Raw genomic sequence first — 24154 nt, forward strand, 5'->3', positions numbered from 1 at the left:
GGCGTCAAGCACACGACGGCTTCGGCAGCGTAAGCTGCGTCTTAGCTGTTGATCTTCTGGGAGGGAACCTTGGCAGCCCGTAGGGGAGTCGAACCCCTCTTCCCAGGTTGAAAACCTGGTGTCCTAACCGATAGACGAACGGGCCGCGGTTGGTGAAGCGGGTGATAGGCCAGCCGCCGGATGGGCGCAAGAGGAAAATCGCGCGCGCCCAACGATTTCTTCACATTAGCGGTCGATTTTTTGCGCCATCAGGGCGATGGCCTTTTGGTAGACCGTCGCCGCGTTCCACGCTTCGATGACGGCGAAATTCGGCTCACCCTCCTGATAGCCAGCGCCGGGGCGCCACCCTTTTTGCGCAAAGAAATTGGCGGTTGATGCCATGGCATCGGCCTGATCCATCAGATCGACCCGGCCATCGCCATTGCCATCGACCCCATAGCGCAGGACGTTTCCGGGCAGGAACTGTGTGTGCCCAACTTCACCATGCTTGGCCCCAACCGAGTTGGTGGAGATCACGCCCTGATCAACCAGCATGAGCGCGGCAATCAGATGGGGTGTGAAATAGGCGGACCGGCGGCAATCGTAGGCGAGCGTCGCAATGGCCGAAACAACATTGCTGTCCCCCATGAAATTGCCAAAGCCAGTTTCCATCCCATGCACCGCCAGCAGAACCCCGGCCGGAACACCATATTGGGCCTCAAGCGACTGATAGAACCCCGGATTGGCCGCCTTCCGCTTGCGCCCCTGCGAAACGATGGCGTCGGCGCCGCGCACCTGAAGGAATTTCTCCAACGAGTATTTGAAGCTTTTCTGGTTGCGGTCCGCCGCGATTGTCCGGGTCGCATAGCTTGCCCCCATCAGGGCGGCCATTCCCCGCTCGCCCACGCCCGCAGCAGCGGCCTCTTGCGCCATGACCGGTTTCCAACGGTCGAATTCGGCACCCGTATCGCTGCAGGGCGCGGCCCAGACGCTGCCGGCCATGCCCAAACTGGTAATTACCGCGCCAAAAACCACTTTTGCCTGAAACACTGCCAGAAACTCCTGTCCATTTCAGGCAGTCTTACGTCGAACGAACCGGGGCGCAAGCTTGGTCGCATCATGGCCCATCACATCCGCGCCAGATCGGAAGGCGGGGCGTGGCGGCGGAGGCAGGCCCGCCCGGCATGTTTGGCGGCATAGAGCGCGCGATCCGCATCCTCAAGCATGATGGCCGCAACGGGCGGGGTGTAGAAGGTCGAGACGGTCAATCCGACCGAGGCCGCGATGCGGCAGCGATGGGCTCCGAAGGCGATCGGCTCTGACAGACGTTGAATGATGCGGCCGGCGATCTGTTCCAGCCGTATCGGATCTGCGGTGCCGTTCAGCAGAATCACGAATTCATCGCCGCCCACCCGGGCCACCACATCCGAACGGCGCGTCTCCTCGACCAGCACACCGGCAACCATCCGCAGGACGTGATCGCCCGCCGCATGGCCCAAGGTATCGTTGACGGCCTTGAAGAAGTCGAGATCGAGATGCATCAGCCCGAAGGGGGACGCCCCGTCGATTGCGGTCTGCAGGGCAAGATCCAGCGCACGGCGGTTGCGCAAACCGGTCAGCGTGTCGGTCAGGGCTTGTTCTTCGGCCTGCGTCTTTGCCCCCTGCAGACGAAGCGTCAGCCCGCGCAGCTCTTCGGTCACGGCAGATTTTGCCTCGACCACATAAAGCAGCTCCATCGCGAGATCGGTTGCCGCGAAATCCGCATCTGACAGTTGCAGATCGCGCACGGCCTCAATCACGCCAATCCCGAAAGACAGGTTCAGCAGCACCCCTTGCCCGGCCGCGAGCGGGACGGCAATGCCGCGCAATCCCGGTCCGGGCAGATGGGGTGAGGCCAGATACAACTTTACACCCGCGCGGTCGTGCAGCGCCGCCATATCATGCAGCCCCGAGGGTCGGCGCACCGCAAAATGTTCAAAAAACGCCTGCCCCAAGAGATCGCGCCCCAGAAAAAGGCGGCGCAGGGTAGGCCCGCAGCCGATGATACGGCTGTCCGATCCGATCAGCAGATGCAAGGGCATCAAAAGCCCCAGCGCCTCCGGGGCAAGGCAGGCGGGGCCCCCATGTCGCCGCATCACCATCTCGGCGCCGCCACATTTTGTGCAAGATCGAAGGATCGGCCTGCGGAAAACGCGCCTTCGGCCAGGGTGATCGCGATTTCTTCCTGCCCGTCGGGGGTTTGCCCCCTGTGATCGACCACCGAGAGGGCGCCGTAATCATCCGCCATGGCCCGCAAGATCCCGACAAGAACATGGCCCGCCCCGGACAGGTCTGATCGGCAGAACAGCGTGTAGTCGGTGGGTGACCGATCCCGCAGGTCGAGCGCGAGCAAATCAGCATCCGGCAGGGCCAGACGCGCCCGCCCCGGCAGGTCTTCCAGAGATTGCAGGAAATCGGCATAGGTCGTTCCGCCGAACCGCAAAAGCCGCCTCAACCCATGCATATTGGGGTGAGACACCAGATAGCTGCCCAAATCCTCAAGAATGCTGTCGCGGGAGCGGCCGAGCAATTGGGTCGCCGCATCCAGCACCGCATCAGTCAGCACCGGATCATATGTCAGCATCGCCTCAAAGCTGTCAAAGCCGAGGCCCGCGCCACGCACCACCTGCACCCAGGCCCCTGCACCATAGGTATCACGCAGAAAACACTGGATCGACCGATTGATTAGCCCATGCATTTTGCCCCCCTGTCATCTCGACACAGGTTAGGGCCAGAGCTTTAATAAACCCTTTTCGCCTCAGGGCACCATCATCAGGTTCAGATCGGGCATTTGAAGGGCATTCAGCGGAACCGGGGCCAATTGCGGCACAGCCTGTGACTGCAGTTGATGCAGCAGGCTCAGCGCTGTGTCGCCTTGCGGCAGGGTCGCCCCCAGATTGACCACCTGGCGCCGCTGGATCTGGCCATCGGCCATGCCAAACGCCTCCATCCGCAGCCAGCCGTCACTTTCGCGCAACAGCACCAGAACCTCGGGGCCGGGGAATTGCGGGATGAAATCGGCGGTCATCATCACGCAGGGTTGCACGCCACCGGTGGCCCCGGCACGGCAGAGCCGCAGCCAATCTTCCAGTTCCAGCGCGGTCAGCGAAGCCAGCACCGCATCGCGCAAATCCGTCGCCTCGACCGGGCGTAGCGGCAGGGCCACCGCCAGATCCTGCCGGAGGTCCGACGCCGCGCGCGCCTCGGTTTCGGCAGGACGGCCGCGCGCGGCGAGCCTGGCAGCCAGCGCCTCTTGCCCCGGTTCCTGGGCGCGACGCTCCAGTTCTGCCAGCGCGGCAGCCCCCGGACGCCCCCATTCGGCCAACCCCTGCACATCCAGTTGATCGGCGGTGATCCGGCCCGAGTCGAGACGCGCGATCTGACTTTGCGTCGCCAGGGCTTCGGCGTTCAGGATCGGGGTCAGCAGCGCCACGGCAAGCGCCAGCAGCACAAGAGCCATCGTCACATTCGCCTGCCGGATCCGCCCGGCCCAGCCCTGACCGCGCAAGACCGCCAGCAGATATAGGCCGCCATAACCGAGCCCGAGCCCTGCAACACAGGCCGCAAAGATCCGGTCCGGCGTCCAGCCGTATTGCACGGCACGCAGCCAGACCGCCCAGGTCCCCAGTGCAGCGGGCAAGATCAGAAGCCCCGCCATGATCCGCGCGGATGTCAGGATCAGGATGCTGCGGGTGGCCGTCGCATCGGATTTGTCGAGCGCCGAGGTCACAAGCGTGGCCCCGATGGCGGTAATGCCCAAAAGCGTGACCGCCGCAGACAGGGCGCCGAACAGGCGGTCCACCCCGCCGATGGCCAGGGCGACAAGAAACACCAGAAGCACAAGAAGCACCGGCGGCAGCAGCAGGCGCAACAGCCGCAGAACAAGATAGGGCGACACGGCGTCCGACAGTTCATCCACAACGGCAATGCCAAGGCCGAGCATCGCCCCGGTCAGCGCACTGCTGACCGCCCCCAGATCCATCAAGGTCGCAATGGCCGTGACCCCCACCATCGACAGCAAGAGGTCCGACAGGAACAGCAGCAGATACACCAGCCCCACGAAAAGCCAAGCCGAGGCATAGCGGATCACGATGGTCCAGGCTTCGGCGAACAGAAGCGGGTAATCGCGCCATCGTCCCAGAAGTGCCGCCACCAGAAACGGCAAGGGAACAAAGATCAGCACGAGGGCAGACAACACTGGGATCGGCTGATCGAACATGGAGGATACGCTGTCGTAGCGCTGACTGGCCCAACCCAGCAACAGCGCGACCGCCACCGCAAGGGGGGCGGCCACCAGACTGGCCCGGCCCAGACGCACCGGGCCTGCCATGCCAAGCACCGCGAAGGTGAAGACCACGGCAAAGGCAATCAGCACCAGGGCAGGTCGTTCAGGCAGCCAGTGGCGTTCCAGCACTTCGGACAGCGCATAGAAGGACAGGCCGGCAAGCCCGCCCACCGTGGCCATGGTCATCCGCTGCCGCGTGGCGCGTTCCATCATGTTCAGCTCCTGCGCTTCCTCGGGATCGACCGATCCCGACCGGACCCTACCCCCGCCGCACAGGAAGGAAAAGGCGCAGCGGTGTCAGGCGTCGACGGGGATTCCTGCCGCCTGACGGCGGTCGGCGACGAATTCTTCCAGCGCACCGCGGGCAGCATCTGCCATCGGCGGGGCAATACATTCCTCTAGCAAACGGGGATACAGACGATGGGCACGTTCCGAGGACCAGACGGCACCGTCCTGGTGCCAGGCCTCATAAGGCCGCAGTTCCGACAGGAATGGGCGCGGGACGCTGCCGACGCGGTCTTGCGTCTGGCGCGTGCCGAAGAAATGTCCACCGGCGCCCACGTCGCGCAGAAGATCGAGCGCAAGCGCGGTGGGATCGGTCGCCAGAAGTCCCGCATCGCAATAGCGCTGAATGCCTTGCAGCATCTCGCAATCCATCAGGAATTTTTCGGGGCTGGCCATCAGCCCGCTCTCGAGCCAGCCCGCCGCGTGATAGATCATTGCACTTCCGGCCTGCAGCGCCGCCCAGACCGCGTTCGAGGTTTCGGCCATCGACTGCCCATCCGGCACCGGCGCATTCGACGGGGCTGATCCCCGCAGCGGAAGACCATAGTGACGGGCCATCTGGCCTGTCATCTGGGTCGCGCGAATGTATTCGGGTGTGCCATAGACCGGCGCCCCGGTCTTGAGATCGGCCGAAGGCGAAAGCCCGCCCAGCATGACAGGACAGCCCGGCTGGATAACCTGCAAAAGCGTGATGACGGCCAACCCCTCGGCCAGCGCAAGCGCAACCGCACCAGCCAGCGTGACCGGCGCCGTCGCCCCTGCCACGGCAAAAGGCGTGACGATCACAGGCTGGCCCTGCCGCGCAAAACGCATGGCGGCATCCAGCACCGCGCCTTCGTAGCGCAGAGGAGAGAGAGAGTTGATATTCGTGAACATGCGCGGTGCGGCCGCGAATTCACCGGGGGAAAGACCGGCGGCAAGGCGCACCATCTCCATCGCGTCTTCGGCCTGCGCGGCATTCAACGAATAGGCGTGACAGACCTTGTCGGTACGGGTCAGCATCTCGGCCATGCATTCGGAATGACGGCTGGCGGCCGGCACATCCGCAGGTTCCACCGGGTAGCCGCCCAGGAAATGGATGCAGTTGAAATGCTGCGCAAGGGCCAGCATCTCGCGGAAGGCGGCGCGGTCGCCGCTGCGCTTGCCACGTTCCAGATCCCAGGCATTCGGCGCCGATGACACGCACCCGAACAGAAGATGCCCATCCCCTACCGGGATCGCCCGCGCCGGATTGCGTGGCGTGATGGTGAAGGATCGTGGCACCAGCGCCAGCTTTTCGGCGACAAAGGCCGGGTCGAACCGCACCGTCGTGCCCGTCACCCGACAGCCGGCGCGACGCAGCGCAAGGGCCGCATCCCCATTCTGCAGATCGACACCAATGTCCGCGAGAATACGCATCACACCCGCGTCCAGACGCGCCACGCCCTCGGGGTCCAGCGGATCAACCGGGCGGTCGATCAGACGGGGAATCGACCAGGGCATCTGGCTGACTGCCGTCAGGGGCGGACGTGCCGCCTTGCCCCGCGTCGCTGTCTGTTCATCGGACATGTCGCCTCCACCGTCACTTCGACCCGTTGCAGCGCAGGATGACGGAAAGCCCATTGTAAGCAGACAATGTTTGCGACATTTTCGCGCCGCTTTCAGACCGTCTTGCGCCTTGCAGCCTCAGGCCGCGACCCTTTCGTCCAGCCAAGCGGGCAAACCGCCGATATCGGCAAGCACCACATCGGCATGGGGCGCAAGATCGGCGGCGCCCGCAATTCCCGTCAGCACGGCCACGCGCTGCATGCCGGCGGCGCGCCCGGCCTCAAGATCATGGCGGCTGTCGCCCACCATGGCGACCTGTGCCGGGTCCAGCCCGGTCTGGCGGCAAAAGGCCAAAAGCTGCCCCGGCGCAGGCTTTGCGCCATGGCCCGAGTCATACCCTGCGACGAAGTCGAACAGATCCGTCAAATCATGGGCCGCCAGATGCGCGCGGGCCGGGCGCTCGGTGTCATTGGTGGCAAGCCCGATGACAAGGCCGCGGGCGCGCAACGATTCGAACAGCGGCCTCAGCGCCACGGCGGGCACCATCTGCGCCGTCGCCGCCACTGCATTCATCCGCGCCATCAGCGCATCTGGGGCATATCCCGGCAGGTAGGGCAGCAAGACTTCGGCAATTTCGGGGGCGGTCCCTGCGATGACCGGGCTTGAAGGATGGAAATCCTGCCGCAGGGGATCATACCCGATTGCGGCAGCCAGACGTCCCCTGAGATCGGCATCGGGGGTGATTTCAGCCAGCACCCGATCCGCCCAAAGACCCCAACTGCGCCGAAAATCGAACAGCGTCCCGTCCTTGTCGAAGATCAGCCCCCGGATCATGCCAGCCCCTCCTGTGGTCTTGCCTGCACCTTGGCGCGGGCACGTCAGCTTGGCAAGCCCTGCGCCGGTCAGGTCCAATGCGGCCCCGCACCACCGGGCAGCAACTGGCGCGCCTGATAGGGCAGCTCGGGCGGCACGCCCGCAGCTTCGGCAAAGGCCAGAACCATGCTGTCGTCCATCAGCAGGAAATCCAGCACTGCCCCCAGAAATTCGGGCTGGGCAGCCAGACGGCGCAGATCATCGGGCGCCGCGCCTGTGGCCGACAGAAACTGCGGCAGCAGCTCATCCTGGCCCAACAGCCAGCCAAGGGCCTGAAGCCCAAGCGTTTCGGCGGATTCCTGCTTCATCATGGGTCTTGTCCTGTATTTCCGCCCCGTCAGGCGTGTCGGTATTTAACAAATCGAAAGCATTTCTTAACCAGTTGCAGTAAAAGATGCGGGTATCCGGTAGCAAGTGAAACGGCAACGTAATGGCGGGCACGATCCTCATCGTTGACGACGTGGCGACAAACCGCATCGTCCTGAAGGTCAAGCTGGGGGCGGCATGCTACCAGCCCCTGATGGCCGCCGATGGCGCGGGCTGCCTGCGCCTCGCGCGTGAGGCGCGGCCGGATCTCATCCTCCTCGATGTGGCGCTTCCGGACATTCCGGGGGTTGAGGTGCTGCAACGTCTGCGCAGTGACCCGCTGACCCGCGACATTCCCGTGGTCATGGTGGCAGGGACGGCCGACCCCGCCTTGCGGCGCGCAGCCCTGCTGGCCGGTGCGGACGATTATTTCGTCAAACCTGTCGATGACGCCTTGCTGATGGCCCGGCTGCGCAACCTGCGTCGCACGCATGAGGCGCTGGCCGAACTGGGACAACGGGGGGATACCTTGCAGGCGCTGGGTCTGGCCGAAGATCAGGCCGGCTTTGCGCGCCCCGGCACCATCGCCCTAGTCTGCGACCGCCCCGAAGAGGCGCTGCGCTGGCGGCGCGACATGGCCCCCCATCTGTCTGATCAGTTGCTGACCCTGCATCGGGAAGAGGCGCTGGCTCAGACATCAGGCCCCGATTGCCCGGACATCTTCGTCATTGATGGGGATCTGGGGGGACGCGGCGGCGGCCTTCGGCTGATGTCGGAATTGCGGTCGCGGTCGGCCACGCGGCATGCAGGTATCGTATTGCTGCATCCCGACGCGCGGGCCGATGATCTGGCCATGGCCTATGACATGGGCGCGAATGAGGCGATGGAGACCGGACATCCCGCAGCTGAACTTGCGCTGCGGCTGCGGGCGCTGCTTCGCCGCAAACACGCAGCCGACCGGCTGCGCGCGACCGTGCAGGATGGGTTGCGCCTTGCGGTCATCGATCCGCTGACCGGGCTTTACAACCGCCGCTACGCGCTGCCCCGTCTGGCGACCATCGCAGACCGGGCGCAGATGCTTGGCACCTGTTTCGCGGTGATGGTCATTGATCTCGACCGTTTCAAGGCGGTGAATGACTGTTTCGGCCATGCCGGGGGCGACAGCGTGCTGGCCGAAGTGGCGCATCGGCTGGCGGAAAATCTGCGCGCCTCGGATCTGGTGGCCCGCATCGGGGGGGAGGAGTTTCTGGTTGCCCTGCCCGACACCGGCCTTCCAGAGGCGCAGCAGATTGCCGAACGGCTGTGCCGCATGGTGCAAGAGGCACCGATTGCCCTGCCCGACGGGCGGAGCCTGTCGGTCACCGTCTCGATCGGCCTGGCGGTGGCGGCGGGGTCGAAGGTCGCCACGCAGGACGTGGCGCATATGGTGGACCGCGCCGACCGCGCGCTTTTGGACGCCAAGGCGCAGGGGCGCAATCAGGTGATGCTGGATGCAAGCGCCGCCTAGCGGCCGTTGCCTTCGTCGTGATGACGGTCGTCACCATGGCCGCCGCGTTTCAGGCTTTGTTCCAGCCGGTCGGCAAAGGCCCGGCGCGCTTCGGGCGTCATCCGGGTCAGGTGATCGGCCAGCAGGCCCTGACCCATGCGGATCTGATCCACAAAGACCATGCGCTGCCCATCCAGCGCCGCGCGCAGGGCGTTGGCGTCAAAAGGTTCGGCGCGCAACACGGCCACCACTGCCGCCATGTCGCCCTGCATTCGGGCGCGCATTTCACTCAGGCCGGGGCCGCGTTCAAGAAACACGCGGCGCAGTTCTTTGCGGTCACTGTCATCCAAGGCGGCGGCATAGGGGCCAAAGCCCAGATCACGCCCCCCCTTTTCCGTCAGGGGCGGGCCTTTCAGGATCGCGCCCCCCACCATCCCCAACACCAGCAGATTGACCGCGAGCGAGGCAAAGAACGCGCGCTTCCAACGCGTTGCGCTTGGCAGTTCAGCCATGGTCACCCCTCCGAGAGCCAGCCGTCAAGGCTGGGAATAAGATCCACCTGTTCCACCGTCTCGGCCCCCTGCAGCGCCACCCGGATCGTGGTCACGGGCGCAGGCTGCACAAAGCCGATCCAGACACCGGCGGCGGTCGCGGTGGCAAGGCCCGTTGCCGCACCGCCAAAGCCGAACACCCAGCGTGAAAACCGCGCCAGCAATCCGGGCGGCGCCACGGCGGGTGCAGCCTGCACCACGGGGTCAGGTTGCAGCGCATAGGCATCTTCCAGCATCCGCGCCATGAAATCGGACGAGGCCTCCGCAGGGCGGGACCGCGCAGCCGACAGCAGATCGTCAAGTTCCTGCGGTGTCATTTCGCATCTCCAGACCATGGGCCGGCGCCTCTCATGCCTCTGCCCCTTCATCTTCATATCCCAGTGCCGCCCGCTGCCCCGACAAAATCGCGGTCAGCGCGCGTTTGCCCCGCGCCGTCAGGCTTTCGACCGCCTCGACGCCGATCTCCATGATTGCGGCGATTTCGGGGTTCGTCATCCCTTCAATATGGCGCAGCACCACCGCCTGCCGCTGCCGGTCGGGCAGCTGGGCCAGCGCAGTATCCAGCGCCGCCATGCGGTCAGCCTCGATCATCTGGGCCACGGCACCCGGCGTTGCATCGGCCACCTCGGGCGCTTCGTCCAGCGCGGTCGCGGCGCGGCGCTGACGGGCGCGGTGCCGGTCGGTCACCAGATTGGTGACGACCCGGTAAAGCCAGGTCGTGACCTGCGCCTCACCCGCGCGCCAGTCCGGCGCGATTTTCCAAAGCCGCACCAGAGCCTCTTGCGCCACATCCTCGGCCTCAGCCCGGTCGCCCAGCAGACGCGCGGCATAGCCCAGCACCCGTGGCGACAGGCGCAGGACCAAGACCCGCGCAGCCGAACGATCCCCCTGCGCATAGCGCGCCAGAAGCACTTCGTCAGAGAGATCGGTCAGATCGTCAAGCGGCATGGTCATCAGAAGCCGAGCGTTACCTGCAAGCATCCCCCCCGGCAAGACAGGCCTGCCGGAGGGGGTATCCCAACCACGGGTCAGTTCCCGGTGGTGCCACCATAGCCCTGGCCATGTTTGCCATGACCGCGGCCATGGCCATCGTCCATGCCGTGACCTTCGCCCATGCCATGCCCCATCATGCCTTCAGGGTTGGCGCGGGCGGCTTCCAGCTCGGCCTTGGTGACGGCCCCGTCGCCATCGGCGTCCAGACGGTCAATCATCTGCGCCCCCGGCCCCGGCATGGCCAGAAGCTCTGTCACCGAAACCGCGCCATCGCCATCCACGTCCATCCGCTCCAGCATCTGGGGTGCCATCGCCTTGGCACGGGCCTCGGCCGCCTTCATATGCATCGCGGTCAGTTCCTCGGCGGTGATCTTGCCATCACCATCGGAATCCACGGCCTTCATCTCGGCCACGCGGTGGGCCTTGAATTCATCGGCCGTGATCTTGCCGTCCTTGTTGGCATCGACGGTGTCGAAGTCGAACATCGGGCCCATCATCGGCCCGCCCATCATACCCATATGGCCCATCATGCCCCCGTCGCGCATCCGATCGGCCAGCGCCGCCGACCCAAGCCCACCCACGAGGATGGCGGCCAGGGCTGCGGTATAAGCAAAGCTGCGTTTCTGCATCGTCGTCTCCTGCATCTAGCTTGCGGCGGCCTCTGCATGTCGCCGTCAGAAGGGAAACGCCCCACAGTCGGAATTCCGTCGCAGATTTTTCAAACCGCCCAAAATTGCGACTTTACCGCGCATGTTTCGGCTTTGCTCTTTGCCAGCGCCCTCACCCGCCTTATTGTCTGTCGGTCGATCAAGGGAGTCTCGATCAGCATGGATACGCAAAGCACACTTATGGCGGCGGAAGACGACCGGCCGCTGTGGCCCGCCCTGCGCCGCGGGTGGTGCCGGCAATGCCCGTCGTGCGGGTCGGGTCCGCTGCTGCGCGGCTATCTGAAGGTGCGCGAAAGCTGCCCCGTCTGCGGAGAGGCGCTGCATCATCAACGTGCCGATGATGGCCCGGCCTATCTGACCATCATGGTGGTGGGGCATATCGTGGGGCCGCTCATGCTTTGGGCCTTTACGGCATGGCGGCCCGATCCGCTGGTGCTGCTGGCGATCTTTTCGGTTGCCACGGTCGCCATGACCTTGTGGCTGCTGCCGCGGATCAAGGGGGGCTTTGTCGCCCTGCAATGGTCGCGGCGGATGCACGGGTTCGGGCGTGACGCCTGACCTGCCCATCCGGCCCGCCGCCACGGTGATCCTGACACGACGCGGACCGTCCGGCCCCGAGGTGCTGATGGGCCAGCGCGGCGCCGGAGCGGCCTTCATGCCGTCGAAATATGTCTTTCCGGGTGGCGCAGTCGATGCAGGGGATGCCGCCGTGCCGCTGGCAGCCCCCCTGCCCGCGGAAACGCAGGCCCTGCTGGACGGCGGCGATCCCGCGCCCGAGGCCCTTGCCGCCGCCGCCATCCGCGAGGTGTTCGAGGAAACCGGGCTTGCGCTGGGTCAACCCGGTGATTGGACCAGCCCGGTTCCGGCCGATTGGCTGGAATTTGCCGCGCGGGGCCTGCGCCCTTCCGCGGCGGGGTTGCAGCTTGTGTTCCGGGCGATCACCCCCCCAGGCCGGCCACGCCGCTTTGACGCGCGCTTCTTTCTGGCCGATGCCGCTGCCGTTGCGGGCGATCCCGAAGATTTTTCGGCCGCAGCGGATGAGCTTTCACATCTCCACTGGATCGCACTGGCCGAGGTGCGCCGCCTTGATCTGCCCTTCATCACCGAGGTGGTGCTGTCCGAAGTTGCGCTGATCCTGTCGGGCGGCACGCAACCCGGCGTGCCGTTCTTCGACAATGCCGGGGTGCGGCCGACCTTCCGGCGGCTCAAGCCTCAGAACACCTGAAGCCGTTCCAGATCGTAGCCGTTCCATTCCAGGATCTCACGCGCGGCCTTCAGCCGGTCCGAGGGCAGCGGCCCGCCGCGATTGAGGATGAAGCCCATCGCCCCCGAGGGCGTGCCGATGACCAGCGTCCGCATATCCACATCGGCCCAGATCACCCACCAAGGTGCGGCCAGCGCAGTCGTGCCTGCGCCTTCCAGGATCAGCCGCCCCGGCGCTGGCAGCGCCGCGCGCCCGTCATAACCCTGCCGCTTGCCGCTGAGGCACAGATCGGCGCGGACCGGCACGGCCCCGCCCTGCGGCGCACCGAAGCGCACCTTGCCGGGTTTGCAGCCACCCGGTTGGGCGGTAAAGGCCGCAACCTGCGTCCAGTCGCCTTCCAGGGCATCGGGTTTCATCACGGCATTTGAGTAGATCGGTGTACCGAGATCACGGAAGTTCAGATCGGTCGGCTCGGGCGTGCGCTGCAGGCAGGCGGCAAGCACCAGGAACAGCGGGATCAGTTTCAGTCGATGCAAAGGGTCACCTGACGGCCATCGGCCTGTAGAATTGCGTTGCAGCCGAAAAGCGGCTTGATCGGGGCGCAGGTACCGGACCGGGCAAGGCACAGTCCGTCACAATCGGTTTCCTTGCGGCAGGATTTGCCACCATCGCGGGTCTGAAAGACACAAGCCATGCGTTCACCCCCGGCCTGGGTCCAGCGGCCTTTCTGCTTTTCGCAGGCCAGCTGGGCTTCGGATTTCGGCGTAGGCGGGGCGGCGGGGGCCACCACCGGCGCGGCCACGGGTGAAGATGCGGCGGCGGGCGTTGCCGCGGGCAGCGGCGTTACCGCCTTTGGCACTGCGGCAGTTTGGGCGGCAGGTGGGGCGGCGGGCGTGCCGGGGCGGATGGGCGTCACGGCCACGGCACTGCCTAGGATCGTGCCGGGCTTGGCCGTCACCCCCGCCGGGGCGGCGGGGGCTTGCGCGGGCGGGATGGCGGATTTGCCGCCCAATCCCGGCAGGGTCATCTGGCAGGCCGCCAGCCCCAGACACATGAGCAGCGCAACGATGACGCGCATCGCCCTTCCCCCCGAAACACCCAACCCGAACGGCCGCCCCGTTCCTATGCCGTGGTCTTGGCCGCAAATGCCCCGAAAGGCAAGATCCGCCTCAGAACGGCGCGGGGTGGTCGCGGTAGAGCGCGGCGATCCCCGCCAGAACCTCATCCGACAGGCGCAGGTCTGCCGCAGCGATATTGGTCTTGAGCTGCGCCATCGTGGTCGCCCCGATGATCGGGATGCAGGGATAGGGCCGCGTCCGGGTGAAGGCCAGCGCCATCTGGCAGGGGTCAAGCCCATGGTCGCGCGCAAGCCCAAGATAAGCCGAAACCGCCGGGAAGACCTGCGGCGTGATCCGCCCGCCCAGTTCCGGGTTGCGCGACCGGCGGGTATGGTCGGGGATCACATCACCCGCATATTTGCCCGACAAAAGCCCGGTGGCAAGCGGCGACCAGGCCAGCAGGGGCATGTCCTCCATCGCCGAAAGCTCGGCCCAGTCGGTGTCGAAGCCGCGGTGCAGCAAGGAATATTCGTTCTGGATCGTGGCCATGCGCGGCAGGCGGTGTTCATCTGCCAAGCGCAGCCATTGCGCGGCCCCCCAGACGGTTTCATTCGACAGGCCGATCGCGCGGATCTTGCCCGCGGCAATCGCCACCTCGGCCGCGCGCAGGATGTCAAGCATCCCGGCAATGGTCGCGGCGCGGTCGGTCTTAGGGACGTAGTTCCAGTTCTGGCGGAAGTGATAGGACCCGCGGTTCGGCCAATGCAGCTGATAAAGGTCGATGTAATCGGTCTGCAGGCGGCGGAGCGAGGCATCAAGCGCGGTGTTGAACGTCTCGGCCGTCATCAGGGTGCCGGGGCGGATGATTTCGCCGGGCCCGGCCATCTTGGTGGCCAGCACCACGCGGTCACGCCCGCCCTGCGCGGCAAACCAGTTGCCGATGATGGTTTCCGTATGCCCCACGGTTTCGGCGGTTACGGGGTTGACCGGATACATCTCGGCCGTGTCCCAGAAGTTCACCCCGTGATCCAAGGCATAGGCAATCTGCTCATGCCCCTCGGCCTGGGTGTTCTGGGTGCCCCAGGTCATGGTGCCAAGGCAATATTCGGAAACGGTCAGGCCGGTCTGGCCAAGCGCGAGCTGCTTCATCGGTCTCTCCTGCTGTCGGGCGGAGCCTAGCGGACGCGGGGCGCTTGGCAAGGGTCAGCCGATACGCGGCGTGGTCACCGTGATGTGATTGCCTGGCCGTCTTTGCGTCAGATCAAGGCGAGGGCCTGCGGGTCGGCCAAGGATGGCCCCGCATTGGACAGGAGGCATTCATGCAGATCACCTTCACGGGAAAGACGGCACTGGTGACGGGCGCTGGCTCTGGTATCGGCGAGGCGATTGCCCTGCAGCTCGGCCAGGCCGGGGCGCTGGTGGTCGTGGCGGATCTGGATGCCGCCAAGGCCGCCGCGGTCGCTGACCGCATTGTCGCGGCCGGAGGGCAGGCGGTGCCGGGCGCGGGCGATGTGGCGAACCCCGATGTGGTCCAAAGCCTGATCGCCGAGGCAGTGGCCGCCGGCGGCAAGCTGGACCTGCTGGTCAACAATGCGGGCATCGGCGGGCCGCTGGCACCGCTGGGGGACTATCCGCTGGATGGTTGGCGCCGGGTGATGGACGTGAACCTGGATGCCGTCTTCTACGGCATGCGCTTTGCGATTCCCGAAATGCTCAAGGCGGGCGGCGGCGCCATCGTCAACATGGCCTCGATCCTCGGCTCGGTCGGGTTTGCCAATGCGGGGGCCTATGTCGCGGCGAAACACGCGCTGCTGGGGCTGACCAAGGTGGCCGCGCTGGAATATGCCGCCAAGAACATCCGTGTGAACTGCATCGGCCCGGCCTTCATCGACACGCCGCTGCTGGCAGCCCTGCCCCCCGGCGCGAAAGAGGCGCTGGTGGCGGCCCATCCGGTGGGGCGGCTGGGGGTTGCCGATGACGTGGCGGCGCTGACGCTGTTCCTGCTGTCGGATCAGGCGCGGTTCATCAACGGGTCCTATCACCTGACGGATGGCGGCTACTGCGCGCAATAAGGCCAAAAGCCCTTTTCCCTTTGCCGCACCGGCGTTAAACACGCCCGGCACGGCAAAGGGGACAGGCGCATGGCACGGATTCTCATCACTTCGGCGATTCCCTATATCAACGGGATCAAGCATCTGGGGAACCTTGTGGGCAGCCAGCTGCCTGCCGATCTTTTCGCACGCTACAACCGCGCCCGCGGACATGAGGTGATGTTCATCTGCGCGACCGACGAACACGGCACCCCGGCCGAACTGGCCGCCGCCAAGGCGGGCAAGCCCGTGGCCGAATATTGCGCCGAAATGCATGACGTTCAGGCCGAAATCGCGCGTGGCTTCCGCCTGTCCTTCGATCACTTCGGCCGGTCTTCCAGCGCGCGCAACCACGCCCTGACCCAGCATTTCGCAGGCAAGCTGGCCGACAATGGCCTGATTCGCGAAGTTTCGGAAAAGATGATCTATTCGGTCGATGACGGTCGCTTCCTGCCCGACCGCTATGTAGAGGGTACCTGCCCCAGCTGCGGCTATGACAGCGCGCGGGGCGACCAATGTGATAACTGCACCAAGCAGCTGGACCCGACCGATCTGATCAACCCGCGTTCGACCATCTCGGGGTCCACGAACCTTGAGCTGCGCGAAACCAAGCATCTCTACCTCATGCAGCGGGCGCTGAAGGACAAGCTTGAGGCCTGGATTGACAGCAAGACCGACTGGCCGGTGCTGACCACCTCGATCGCGAAGAAATGGCTCCATGACGGCGATGGTCTGCAAGACCGCGGCATCACCCGCGACCTGCACTGGGGCATCCCGGTCAAGAAGGGCGATCAGCCCTGGCCGGGGATGGAGGGCAAGGTCTTTTACGTCTGGTTCGATGCGCCCATCGAATATATCGCCGGCACCGCCGAATGGGCCGATGCCCATGGCAAGCCCGATGCCGAATGGGAACGCTGGTGGCGCACCGACAAGGGCGCCGATGACGTGACCTATTATCAGTTCATGGGCAAGGACAACGTCCCCTTCCACACTCTGTCCTTCCCGGCCACCATCCTCGGGTCGGGTGAGCCGTGGAAGATGGTCGATTACCTCAAGTCCTTCAACTACCTCAATTATGACGGCGGCCAGTTCAGCACCTCGCGCGGGCGGGGGGTGTTCATGGATCAGGCGCTGTCGATCCTGCCCAGCGATTACTGGCGCTGGTGGCTGCTGTCGCATGCGCCGGAATCCTCGGATGCCGAATTCACCTGGGAAAACTTCCAGGCCTCGGTCAACAAGGATCTGGCCGATGTGCTGGGCAACCTCGTCAGCCGCGTGACCAAGTTCTGCAAGTCGAAATTCGGGGAAACCGTCCCCGCCGGTGGCAGCTTCGGCGCGCAGGAAACCGCGCTGATCGCCGATCTGGGCGCCCGCATCCGTGATTATGAGACCTGCATGTCGCAGATGGAGGTCCGCAAGGCCGCGGCCGAGCTGCGCGCGATCTGGGTCGTGGGCAACGAATACCTGCAGGCCGCCGCGCCCTGGAGCGTGGTGAAAACAGATCCCGAACAGGCGCAGGCGATGATCCGTCTCAGCCTGAACCTGATCCGCGTCTATGCGATCCTGTCGCAGCCCTTCATCCCCGATGCCGCTGCCACCATGATGGCCGCGATGGGGTCGGACGACTGGACCTGGCCCGAAGACGTGGGCGCGGCCCTGCGGCACCTGCCCGAAGGCCATGCCTTCACCGTGCCGGAGAACCTGTTTCGCAAGATCACCGATGAAGAACGCGCCGAATGGCAGCAGAAATTCGCGGGCGTCCGCGACTGATCTGCAAGACAGGGCCGGTCCTTTGACCGGCCCTTTTCGTTTGCCTGCTTGACTTTTGGCCCATCTGGCCCCATGTGCCACCCAACCGATACCGGGCCGCGTGAGCCATGATGGGGTGTCGGGCACAGGTTCCCACCTTCACGCAGGGGCGCCGCGGACCAAACGGCCGATGGGGATGCGCCCCGTCTGGCGAGGCTGGTTCGCCCCCTGAGCGGCCCAACCGGGCCAGAGACAGGCCCGCGCCTGTCGGAAAGCATTGCATATGTCCACCTTCGCAGACCTCGGCCTGTCGCCGAAACTCCTCAAGGCCCTTGAGGCCACCGATTTCACCACCCCCACCCCGATCCAGACGCAGGCGATTCCGCATGTGATGAAGGGGCGCGACCTGATGGGCCTGGCCCAGACCGGCACCGGCAAGACGGCGGCCTTCGGCCTGCCGCTGCTGCACCGTCTGCTCGACATCACCCATCCGCCGGGGCCGCGCAATGTGCGCGCGCTGATCATGGCGCCCACCCGCGAACTGGTGCAGCAGATCTACGAACACATCTTCACCTTCACCAAGGGCACCCCGGTCAAGGTGACCATGGTCGTGGGCGGCGCTTCGATCAACAAGCAGTCGGAACGTCTGGCCAAGGGCTCGGACGTGCTGATTGCCACCCCCGGACGCCTGATCGACCTGCTGGAACGCGGCGATGTCAGCCTGGAACGCTGCGGCTATCTGGTGCTGGATGAAGCGGACCACATGCTCGACATGGGGTTCATCCATGCCCTTCGGACCATCGCCAAGCACCTGCCGCACAAGCGTCAGACACTGCTCTTCAGCGCGACCATGCCGAAGGACATCGAAGAGATCGCGGAAACCTATCTGCGCGATCCGGTCCGCGTGCAGGTTTCGCCCCCCGGCAAACCGGCCGACAAGATCGTGCAGGGCGTGCATTTCACCCCGCAGGGCGACAAGGCCCGCCTGCTGGAAACCTATCTGAAGAAACACCCGGGCGAGGCGGCGATCGTCTTCTCGCGCACCAAGCACGGGGCCGACAAGCTGGCCAAGGTGCTGGTCGGCTGGGGCTTCAACGCGGGCGCCATCCACGGCAACCGCAGCCAGAACCAGCGTGAGCGCACCCTGGCCGAATTCCGGGAAGGCGGGCTGGATGTGCTGGTCGCAACCGATGTCGCCGCCCGCGGCATCGACATTCCGACCGTGCGCCATGTCTATAACTACGACATGCCGAATGTGCCGGAAAACTATGTCCACCGCATCGGCCGCACAGCCCGCGCGGGCGCCGAAGGCTCGGCCGTGGCCTTCTGCGCCCCCGCCGAGATGGAAGAGCTGATGGCCGTGGAAAAGGTGCTGAAAAAGGCGATCCCGGTGATCGGCGGCGCCCCCTGGGCCATGGATATCGCCAAGGCCGCCCCCAAGCCGGGCCAAGGCCGTGGCCGTCCGCAAGGCGGCCGTCCTGGCCAGAAACCCGCTGGGCAAAAGCCCGCCAGCGCCCGCCCGCAGGGCGCCAAGCCCGAAGGCCGCCCGCAAGGTGCCAAACCGGCCGCAAAACCCGCAGCTTCCAAGGGCAACGGTGGCTTCAACGCCCCCCGCAAGACCGCTGGCGGCGCCAAGCCCGCCCAGGGCGGCAACCGCGGCCCGGCGCGCAGCACCAGCGCGCGCGGCTGACCCTGACGGGGGCGGCGCTGCCGCCCCCGTCTTCGCCGCCCCGGTCTTCGGTCTTTACGCCCCGGCCTCGTCTTCCAGATTGAGCTTCATCTCCAGCAGCACCTGCTGGATGGCCAGCGTCTCCCGCAGCAGACGCTTGGCCTCATTGACGGAAATCTTGCCGTCCCCGATGGCCTGATTGTATTCCGCCATCAGCATCCCGAAGCGCTGCGCCAAGGCCACCACATCGGAATTGATCCCGTTCGACTGGGCATTGCGCCGCTCGCCATCATAGCTCAACGTGATGCCGCGCAGATCGGACAGCGCCGCCGTCACATGCGGAAACCGCGCCGCGGCCTCCAGCTGGGCCACCACATCGATGGGCATGAACCGGTCGGCATGTTCATCCTGATCCGAATAATAGCGCCCCAGCGTGGCCTTGGATTTGCCCGTCAGATCGCAGGCCGCCTCGATGCCCACGTCCTTCACCAGCGCTTCGGTATGCTTCTTCAGATACCCGCCAATCGACATCCGCCCCACCCCTTACAGATCCGGTCCCGCCCACGCGGGGAAAACGTATTTTCTTTTCCCATTAATCGGATGTCAGCCTTTTGTCATTCATATTCCAGTCGTGGAAGGTGCCACGATGGTACGAGTGGCCGGTGTCCCCAGCACCGGCAATTGGGTGGGGGTCCGTCGTGACTGCCCTGCCGGGACGGGCCGGGGCAACCCGGTCCGCACGGCGGGCCCGTCAGCCCAGTCGAACGCCGCCACTGGCGCAAAGATCGCTTTACGATCACCCTGTTTCCTGTCCCGCGCCGGGGCGGGCCTGAAATGCTGTGTCGAGTTCGAGTGTCCGAAAACCCCCCGCAAGCCCGCTTGTGAAGAGGGGGCTTTCGCGTTACCTGCCGCCCTCATGGCCAAGCTCTATTTCCACTACTCCACCATGAACGCGGGCAAGTCCACCGCGCTGCTGCAAGCCTCGCACAACTACCGCGAAGGCGGCATGCACACCTATCTGATGACCGCCAACGTCGACCGCCGCGCTGGACAGGGTCGCATCGCCAGCCGCATCGGCATCGGCGAAGACGCCGACACCTTCACCCCCGAAGATGACATGCAGACCAAGATCGCCACTCGCCTTGCCCAGGGCCCGGTCGCCTGCGTCTTCATCGACGAGGCGCAGTTCCTCACCAAGGCCCAGGTCTGGCAACTCGCCCGCGCCGTCGATGACCTCGGCGTCCCGGTCATGTGCTATGGGCTGCGCGTCGATTTCCAGGGCAATCTCTTCCCCGGCTCCGCCGCCCTCCTCGCCTGGGCCGATGAAATGCGCGAGGTCCGCACGATCTGCCATTGCGGCAAGAAGGCCACCATGGTCATCCGCCGCGGCCCCGATGGCCAAGCCCTGCGCGATGGCGAACAGGTCCAGATCGGCGGCAATGAAACCTATGTCAGCCTCTGCCGCCGCCACTGGCGCGCCGCCGTCGGCGACTGATCTCATTTTCTGTCGAAAAATATCCTCGGGGGGTGAAGGCCGCAGGCCGAGGGGGGCAGACAGCCCCCCTTCCCCGCTTACCCCCGGGCGCGCAGTGCGATCATCGAGCCCGCCGCCGCAATCAGCACCATCCCCGCCCCTGCAAGCAGGCTCAGCGTCTCCCCCCAGATCAGCCAGCTCCATAGCGCAGAAGCCGGCAGGATCACATATTCAAAGACCGACACCCGGCTCGCATCCGCCAGCTGATAGGCCTTGATCATCATTCCCACCCCGATCAGCGACCCCGCCGCCTGGATCAGCGTCCAGAAGTAGAAGGTGGTCGAAGGCCAGATCGGCCCCCGCATGACGAAACCGGCAGTCCCCGCGGGCGCCTCCAGCGGCCAGACCGTCAGCACCGCCATCCCCACCAACCCCAGCAGCCCCAATGCGAAGAAGAACCCGCCCAGCAGCGTCTCGGCCGTCTCATCGGCACACCATTCCCGCGTGGCGATATTCCCCAGCGCATAAAGCGCCCCTGCCAGCACCGGCAGCACGGCGGCAAGGCTCGTCCCGTCCAGCGCCTCGCGCCCCAGCACCATGACCACCCCGGCAAACCCGATGGCCACCGCCAGAATGCGCACCGGCCCGATGTGATGCCCATAGGCAAAGCGCGAAATCAGCAGCACGAAGATCGGCGCCGTGAACAGCCCCGCCGCAACCAGCGCAACCGGCAGAAAAGCGAGCGCCCCGAAATAGATCAGCATGGCACCGCCGTGAATCGCAGATCGCGCCACCACCGCCTTCAGGTTCACCGGCCGCAGCCGGAACCGCAGCGGCGCCATCAGCGCAAGCAAGATTGCCCAGGCCATGACAGCCCGCGTCGCGTGGAACTGCCACAGCCCCGCCTCGGCCGCGATGACGCGCACATAGTTGTCGGTAAAGCCGATCACCATTGCGTAAACCAGAACCATGCCTCCGGCCAGCAGGGTGCGGTCCGGTGTCGCAGTGATGTTAGCGGTGGTCATCGCGCAATTTCCTTTCGTGCTCTCTTTTCAATGGCACGCAGCCGCCGCAGACTGCCCGTCGGAAAACGACATATCCGGACCCAAACCGAGGAGGAACCGCAATGGGATGGTTGGCCGATGAAACCGGACTGGAGAAGACAGCGGCGAATTACGCCCCGCTGACCCCGCTGTCGCATCTGCGCCGTGCGGCCGAAATCCACGCCGATCGCATCGCCCTTGCCTATCGCGGCCGCCATGTGCGCTATGCAGACTATATGCAGCGGGTCACCCAGCTGGCCGCGGCCCTTGCCGGGCGCGGCATCCGCCCCGGCGATGTCATCGCAACCCTCCTGCCGAATATTCCCGCCCAGGCCGAAGCGCATTTCGGCGTGCCCGCCTGCGGCGCTGTGCTGAACACCATCAACACGCGGCTGGATGCCGAAACCATTGCTTATATCTTCGGTCATGCCGGGGCGCGGATGGTGCTGGTGGACAGTGCCCTGATCCCGCTGGCCGAGGCGGCGATCCGCCGCATGACCAGCGTCGCCCCCCAGATCATCGAGGTCACGGATACCGAAGCCGGGCATACCCCTTCGGGCCATTATCTGGGCTATGAGGATCTGGTTGCCGAAGGCACCCCCGATTTCGACTGGATCCTGCCGCAGGATGAATGGGAAAGCCTTGCCATCAACTATACCTCGGGCACCACGGGGCGGCCCAAGGGCGTGGTCTATCACCACCGCGGCGCTTATCTTGCGACCATGGCCAATGTCATCGCCTGGCGGATGCAGCTGTTCCCAAAGATGCTGACCATCGTGCCGCTCTTTCATTGCAACGGCTGGGTGCAGCCCTGGCTGGTGCCGATGATGGGGGGAACGCTGGTCCTGTGCCGAGATGTGAACGCCAAGGCGATCTATGACGCCATCGCGGATGAGGGCGTCACCCATTTCGGCGGCGCGCCCATCGTGCTGAACACGATCATCAACGCCCGCCCCGAAGACCGCCGTCCCTTTGACCATATTGTCGAGGTCTTTACCGCAGGCGCTCCGCCCCCTGCCGCGACGCTGGCCGCGATTGAACCGCTGGGCTTCAACGTGACCCAGGTCTATGGCCTGACCGAAACCTATGGCCCCGCCACCGAATGTCTGTGGAAGCCGGAATGGGACAGCACCACGGGCGAGGATCGCGCCGCGCTCAAGGCCCGAACCGGGGTGGCGATGGCCATGCTCGATGCCGCCGCGGTGCATGACAGCCACGGCACCCCCGTGCCGCGCGACGCCGCCCATCTGGGCGAGATTGCCATGCGCGGCAATCTGGTGATGAAGGGCTATTACAAGAACCCCGAAGCCACGGCCGAAGCCTTCAAGGGCGGCTGGTTCCGATCCGGCGACATCGCCTATCAAACACCGGACGGCTATCTCAAGATCACCGACCGCGCCAAGGACATCATCATCTCGGGCGGTGAGAATGTCAGCTCGGTCGAAGTCGAGGGCGCGCTGATGCATCACCCGGCCGTCAGCCTCTGCGCCGTTGTGGCCAAGCCCGATGACAAATGGGGCGAAGTGCCCTGCGCCTTCGTGGAACTGAAGCCCGGCCAGACCGCGACCGAGGAAGAGCTGATCCGTTTTGCCCGCGCCCGGCTAGCAGGCTTTGCCACACCCAAGGCGGTGGTCTTCTGCGATCTGCCCAAGACCTCGACCGGGAAGATCCAGAAGTTCGAATTGCGCGCCGTGGCCAAGCTGATGGCACAGCAGCAACAGACCGCCCAAAGCGCCTGATGCCCCGCCCAACCCATGCGGGTGCCGCCCGCATGGGTTGATGCGGTTGTGACCCTGCGGCTTTGGCGTTAAGCTGCCGGGAAAAGGGGCAGAAAAGGCCATCCATGCGCAGCACCGCGCTCACGCAATTCGCGAAACTGGAATCCACCGGCCTCTGGCGGGAAGCTCCGGAATTGCAGCGCCGCGAGGTGATCGTTTCGGTTGGCGAAGCGTCGCTGACGATTTCCGATCCGCGCAGCGAAAGCGCCCTGTCGCATTGGTCGCTGCCTGCCGTGGAACGGCTGAACCCCGGCGAATTACCCGCGCTGTTTGCGCCGGGGCGCGACGCGCTGGAAACGCTGGAAATCGACGATCAGCTGATGATCCAGTCGCTCGACAAGGTCCGTGCGGCGCTGGCGGCGGCGCGGCCAAAACCGGGGCGGCTGCGGGGCAGCCTGCTGTTGGCGGGCACGCTTTCGGTGCTGGTTCTGGCCATCGCCTTCATCCCGGGGGCTTTGGTGGATCACACGGCTTCGATGGCCCCCCCTGCCACGCGGCTGGCGGTGGGTCGGTTGGCCCTGAATGACCTGAGCCTTGTGGCCGGCGCCCCCTGCAGCGATCCCTCCGGCCAAGCGGCGCTGGGGCGGCTTTCGACGCGGCTGTTCGGGCCGGGGGCGCCGCAGCTTGTTGTACTGCGCGACGGATCGGCACAGACGCTGCATCTGCCGGGGAATATCCTGACCCTGCACCGCAGCCTGATCGAAAATGCCAATGGCCCCGAGATTGCCGCAGGCTACATTCTGGCCGAGGCGGAACGTGCCGCGCAGGCCGATCCGTTGAAGCCGCTCTTGCGCTACGCGGGGCTGCGGGCAACCTTTGGCCTGCTGACGACAGGGCGGCTTGATCCGGATGCGGTCACCGGCTACGGGCGCGACCTGCTGCTCGCCCCGGCCAGCGTGGTCGAGGCCGAACCGCTGCTGAAGCGCTTTGCCGCGGCGGGGCTGCCCTCCACCCCCTTTGCCCGCGCGGTGGACCCGACGGGCGAAACCACCCTGCCGCTGATCGAGGCCGATCCGATGGCCGAGGGCGAGATCACGCCCCTTCTGTCGGATGGCGACTGGATCAGCCTGCAGGCCATCTGCGCCGACTGACCCCAA

The 24154-nt window shown here is 65.5% G+C and carries 25 protein-coding genes and 1 tRNA gene; 9 read left to right on the plus strand and 17 right to left on the minus strand.

Translation table 11 applies throughout. From position 1 onward, the window contains the following. Positions 1-70: 70 nt before the first annotated feature. The 8 genes from IE101_RS13685 to IE101_RS13720 all read right to left on the minus strand — a co-directional run bounded on the left by IE101_RS13685 (position 71) and on the right by IE101_RS13720 (position 7299). A tRNA-Glu gene (locus IE101_RS13685) sits at positions 71-145 on the minus strand. A gap of 80 nt (positions 146-225) precedes the next feature. Then, entirely contained in the window at positions 226-981 is a 756-nt protein-coding gene (locus tag IE101_RS13690) for a lytic murein transglycosylase (RefSeq protein WP_189634521.1), read from the minus strand. A gap of 125 nt (positions 982-1106) precedes the next feature. Continuing rightward, positions 1107-2114, minus strand: a complete 1008-nt coding sequence (locus IE101_RS13695) for a GGDEF domain-containing protein (RefSeq protein ID WP_189634416.1) — start codon at positions 2112-2114, stop codon at positions 1107-1109. Continuing rightward, on the minus strand, positions 2114-2716 hold the full coding sequence (locus IE101_RS13700) for a heme NO-binding domain-containing protein (RefSeq protein ID WP_189634417.1): 603 nt from the start codon (positions 2714-2716) through the stop codon (positions 2114-2116). The genes IE101_RS13695 and IE101_RS13700 overlap by 1 nt, the downstream gene beginning before the upstream one ends. A 60-nt stretch (positions 2717-2776) precedes the next feature. Continuing rightward, positions 2777-4516 (minus strand): DUF4153 domain-containing protein, encoded by a 1740-nt coding sequence (locus IE101_RS13705; protein ID WP_189634418.1) that lies wholly within the window; start codon positions 4514-4516, stop codon positions 2777-2779. 84 nt (positions 4517-4600) lie between these two features. Then, the gene (locus IE101_RS13710) at positions 4601-6136 is read right to left on the minus strand and encodes a trimethylamine methyltransferase family protein (RefSeq protein ID WP_189634419.1); all 1536 of its coding nucleotides are present in this window, start codon (positions 6134-6136) and stop codon (positions 4601-4603) included. Between the two features lie 117 nt (positions 6137-6253). Then, a complete protein-coding gene (locus IE101_RS13715) occupies positions 6254-6949 on the minus strand; it encodes an HAD family hydrolase (protein ID WP_189634420.1) in 696 nt (231 codons plus the stop codon). Positions 6950-7017: 68 nt separating this feature from the next. Continuing rightward, the gene (locus IE101_RS13720; RefSeq protein WP_373296124.1) at positions 7018-7299 is read right to left on the minus strand and encodes a DUF3572 domain-containing protein; all 282 of its coding nucleotides are present in this window, start codon (positions 7297-7299) and stop codon (positions 7018-7020) included. A 119-nt stretch (positions 7300-7418) separates the two neighbouring features. Between IE101_RS13720 and IE101_RS13725 the strand changes: the two genes are divergently transcribed. Then, positions 7419-8801 carry a diguanylate cyclase gene (locus tag IE101_RS13725; RefSeq protein WP_189634421.1) on the plus strand — a complete coding sequence of 461 codons (1383 nt, stop codon included), beginning with the start codon at positions 7419-7421 and terminating at the stop codon, positions 8799-8801. On the opposite strand, the gene IE101_RS13730 is transcribed toward IE101_RS13725, so the two are convergent. The 4 genes from IE101_RS13730 to IE101_RS13745 form a co-directional block, all read right to left on the minus strand. Further along, entirely contained in the window at positions 8798-9292 is a 495-nt protein-coding gene (locus IE101_RS13730; protein ID WP_189634422.1) for a periplasmic heavy metal sensor, read from the minus strand. The genes IE101_RS13725 and IE101_RS13730 overlap by 4 nt on opposite strands. Positions 9293-9294: 2 nt before the next feature. After that, positions 9295-9648, minus strand: coding sequence for a dihydroorotate dehydrogenase (locus IE101_RS13735; protein WP_189634423.1), 354 nt, complete (start codon positions 9646-9648; stop codon positions 9295-9297). A gap of 31 nt (positions 9649-9679) precedes the next feature. Further along, the gene (locus IE101_RS13740; RefSeq protein ID WP_189634424.1) at positions 9680-10285 is read right to left on the minus strand and encodes an RNA polymerase sigma factor; all 606 of its coding nucleotides are present in this window, start codon (positions 10283-10285) and stop codon (positions 9680-9682) included. A 74-nt stretch (positions 10286-10359) separates the two neighbouring features. Beyond that, a complete protein-coding gene (locus IE101_RS13745) occupies positions 10360-10953 on the minus strand; it encodes an EF-hand domain-containing protein (RefSeq protein WP_229804180.1) in 594 nt (197 codons plus the stop codon). Positions 10954-11151: 198 nt separating this feature from the next. Here IE101_RS13745 and IE101_RS13750 point away from each other — a divergent pair, with 198 nt between their 5' ends. Then, complete coding sequence (locus tag IE101_RS13750; protein ID WP_189634425.1) at positions 11152-11550, plus strand: DUF983 domain-containing protein; 399 nt, start codon at positions 11152-11154, stop codon at positions 11548-11550. Beyond that, on the plus strand, positions 11540-12217 hold the full coding sequence (locus tag IE101_RS13755; protein WP_189634426.1) for an NUDIX hydrolase: 678 nt from the start codon (positions 11540-11542) through the stop codon (positions 12215-12217). The genes IE101_RS13750 and IE101_RS13755 overlap by 11 nt, the downstream gene beginning before the upstream one ends. On the opposite strand, the gene IE101_RS13760 is transcribed toward IE101_RS13755, so the two are convergent. The 3 genes from IE101_RS13760 to IE101_RS13770 form a co-directional block, all read right to left on the minus strand. Beyond that, positions 12205-12732: a lipocalin family protein gene (locus IE101_RS13760; RefSeq protein WP_189634427.1), complete on the minus strand. Its 528-nt coding sequence runs from the start codon at positions 12730-12732 to the stop codon at positions 12205-12207. The genes IE101_RS13755 and IE101_RS13760 overlap by 13 nt on opposite strands. Next, the gene (locus IE101_RS13765; protein WP_189634428.1) at positions 12720-13274 is read right to left on the minus strand and encodes a hypothetical protein; all 555 of its coding nucleotides are present in this window, start codon (positions 13272-13274) and stop codon (positions 12720-12722) included. Before IE101_RS13765 ends, IE101_RS13760 begins: the two co-directional genes overlap by 13 nt. 91 nt (positions 13275-13365) lie before the next feature. Then, positions 13366-14403, minus strand: a complete 1038-nt coding sequence (locus tag IE101_RS13770; protein ID WP_189634429.1) for an aldo/keto reductase — start codon at positions 14401-14403, stop codon at positions 13366-13368. Between the two features lie 170 nt (positions 14404-14573). On the opposite strand from IE101_RS13770, the gene IE101_RS13775 reads away from it, so the two are divergent. The 3 genes from IE101_RS13775 (at position 14574) to IE101_RS13785 (ending at position 18783) form a co-directional block, all read left to right on the plus strand. Beyond that, on the plus strand, positions 14574-15326 hold the full coding sequence (locus IE101_RS13775) for an SDR family NAD(P)-dependent oxidoreductase (RefSeq protein ID WP_189634430.1): 753 nt from the start codon (positions 14574-14576) through the stop codon (positions 15324-15326). Positions 15327-15395: 69 nt separating this feature from the next. Beyond that, the gene (gene metG, locus IE101_RS13780) at positions 15396-17114 is read left to right on the plus strand and encodes a methionine--tRNA ligase (RefSeq protein WP_189634431.1); all 1719 of its coding nucleotides are present in this window, start codon (positions 15396-15398) and stop codon (positions 17112-17114) included. A gap of 262 nt (positions 17115-17376) precedes the next feature. Beyond that, entirely contained in the window at positions 17377-18783 is a 1407-nt protein-coding gene (locus tag IE101_RS13785; protein ID WP_189634432.1) for a DEAD/DEAH box helicase, read from the plus strand. Between the two features lie 54 nt (positions 18784-18837). On the opposite strand, the gene IE101_RS13790 is transcribed toward IE101_RS13785, so the two are convergent. Beyond that, positions 18838-19293, minus strand: coding sequence for a hypothetical protein (locus IE101_RS13790; protein WP_189634433.1), 456 nt, complete (start codon positions 19291-19293; stop codon positions 18838-18840). A gap of 385 nt (positions 19294-19678) precedes the next feature. Between IE101_RS13790 and IE101_RS13795 the strand changes: the two genes are divergently transcribed. Beyond that, positions 19679-20257, plus strand: coding sequence for a thymidine kinase (locus IE101_RS13795; RefSeq protein ID WP_189634434.1), 579 nt, complete (start codon positions 19679-19681; stop codon positions 20255-20257). A gap of 77 nt (positions 20258-20334) precedes the next feature. On the opposite strand, the gene IE101_RS13800 is transcribed toward IE101_RS13795, so the two are convergent. Beyond that, positions 20335-21261, minus strand: a complete 927-nt coding sequence (locus IE101_RS13800) for a DMT family transporter (RefSeq protein ID WP_189634435.1) — start codon at positions 21259-21261, stop codon at positions 20335-20337. Between the two features lie 101 nt (positions 21262-21362). On the opposite strand from IE101_RS13800, the gene IE101_RS13805 reads away from it, so the two are divergent. Both IE101_RS13805 and IE101_RS13810 read left to right on the plus strand, forming a co-directional pair. Continuing rightward, positions 21363-23018: an AMP-binding protein gene (locus IE101_RS13805; protein ID WP_189634436.1), complete on the plus strand. Its 1656-nt coding sequence runs from the start codon at positions 21363-21365 to the stop codon at positions 23016-23018. A gap of 104 nt (positions 23019-23122) precedes the next feature. Beyond that, positions 23123-24148 carry a hypothetical protein gene (locus tag IE101_RS13810; protein WP_189634437.1) on the plus strand — a complete coding sequence of 342 codons (1026 nt, stop codon included), beginning with the start codon at positions 23123-23125 and terminating at the stop codon, positions 24146-24148. Positions 24149-24154 lie beyond the last annotated feature (6 nt).

The sequence above is a fragment of the Gemmobacter lanyuensis genome (assembly GCF_014652355.1).
Taxonomy (GTDB): domain Bacteria; phylum Pseudomonadota; class Alphaproteobacteria; order Rhodobacterales; family Rhodobacteraceae; genus Gemmobacter; species Gemmobacter lanyuensis.

What these genes read in the sequence shown, in the direction of transcription:
- IE101_RS13690 (WP_189634521.1), bottom strand. Translation starts at nt 981, where the DNA reads ATGGCCGGCAGCGTCTGGGCCGCGCCCTGCAGCGATACGGGTGCCGAA.
- IE101_RS13695 (WP_189634416.1), bottom strand. Translation starts at nt 2,114, where the DNA reads ATGCGGCGACATGGGGGCCCCGCCTGCCTTGCCCCGGAGGCGCTGGGG.
- IE101_RS13700 (WP_189634417.1), bottom strand. Translation starts at nt 2,716, where the DNA reads ATGCATGGGCTAATCAATCGGTCGATCCAGTGTTTTCTGCGTGATACC.
- IE101_RS13705 (WP_189634418.1), bottom strand. Translation starts at nt 4,516, where the DNA reads ATGATGGAACGCGCCACGCGGCAGCGGATGACCATGGCCACGGTGGGC.
- IE101_RS13710 (WP_189634419.1), bottom strand. Translation starts at nt 6,136, where the DNA reads ATGTCCGATGAACAGACAGCGACGCGGGGCAAGGCGGCACGTCCGCCC.
- IE101_RS13715 (WP_189634420.1), bottom strand. Translation starts at nt 6,949, where the DNA reads ATGATCCGGGGGCTGATCTTCGACAAGGACGGGACGCTGTTCGATTTT.
- IE101_RS13720 (WP_373296124.1), bottom strand. Translation starts at nt 7,299, where the DNA reads ATGATGAAGCAGGAATCCGCCGAAACGCTTGGGCTTCAGGCCCTTGGC.
- IE101_RS13725 (WP_189634421.1), top strand. Translation starts at nt 7,419, where the DNA reads ATGGCGGGCACGATCCTCATCGTTGACGACGTGGCGACAAACCGCATC.
- IE101_RS13730 (WP_189634422.1), bottom strand. Translation starts at nt 9,292, where the DNA reads ATGGCTGAACTGCCAAGCGCAACGCGTTGGAAGCGCGCGTTCTTTGCC.
- IE101_RS13735 (WP_189634423.1), bottom strand. Translation starts at nt 9,648, where the DNA reads ATGACACCGCAGGAACTTGACGATCTGCTGTCGGCTGCGCGGTCCCGC.
- IE101_RS13740 (WP_189634424.1), bottom strand. Translation starts at nt 10,285, where the DNA reads ATGACCATGCCGCTTGACGATCTGACCGATCTCTCTGACGAAGTGCTT.
- IE101_RS13745 (WP_229804180.1), bottom strand. Translation starts at nt 10,953, where the DNA reads ATGCAGAAACGCAGCTTTGCTTATACCGCAGCCCTGGCCGCCATCCTC.
- IE101_RS13750 (WP_189634425.1), top strand. Translation starts at nt 11,152, where the DNA reads ATGGATACGCAAAGCACACTTATGGCGGCGGAAGACGACCGGCCGCTG.
- IE101_RS13765 (WP_189634428.1), bottom strand. Translation starts at nt 13,274, where the DNA reads ATGCGCGTCATCGTTGCGCTGCTCATGTGTCTGGGGCTGGCGGCCTGC.
- IE101_RS13770 (WP_189634429.1), bottom strand. Translation starts at nt 14,403, where the DNA reads ATGAAGCAGCTCGCGCTTGGCCAGACCGGCCTGACCGTTTCCGAATAT.
- IE101_RS13775 (WP_189634430.1), top strand. Translation starts at nt 14,574, where the DNA reads ATGCAGATCACCTTCACGGGAAAGACGGCACTGGTGACGGGCGCTGGC.
- metG (WP_189634431.1), top strand. Translation starts at nt 15,396, where the DNA reads ATGGCACGGATTCTCATCACTTCGGCGATTCCCTATATCAACGGGATC.
- IE101_RS13785 (WP_189634432.1), top strand. Translation starts at nt 17,377, where the DNA reads ATGTCCACCTTCGCAGACCTCGGCCTGTCGCCGAAACTCCTCAAGGCC.
- IE101_RS13790 (WP_189634433.1), bottom strand. Translation starts at nt 19,293, where the DNA reads ATGTCGATTGGCGGGTATCTGAAGAAGCATACCGAAGCGCTGGTGAAG.
- IE101_RS13795 (WP_189634434.1), top strand. Translation starts at nt 19,679, where the DNA reads ATGGCCAAGCTCTATTTCCACTACTCCACCATGAACGCGGGCAAGTCC.
- IE101_RS13800 (WP_189634435.1), bottom strand. Translation starts at nt 21,261, where the DNA reads ATGACCACCGCTAACATCACTGCGACACCGGACCGCACCCTGCTGGCC.
- IE101_RS13805 (WP_189634436.1), top strand. Translation starts at nt 21,363, where the DNA reads ATGGGATGGTTGGCCGATGAAACCGGACTGGAGAAGACAGCGGCGAAT.
- IE101_RS13810 (WP_189634437.1), top strand. Translation starts at nt 23,123, where the DNA reads ATGCGCAGCACCGCGCTCACGCAATTCGCGAAACTGGAATCCACCGGC.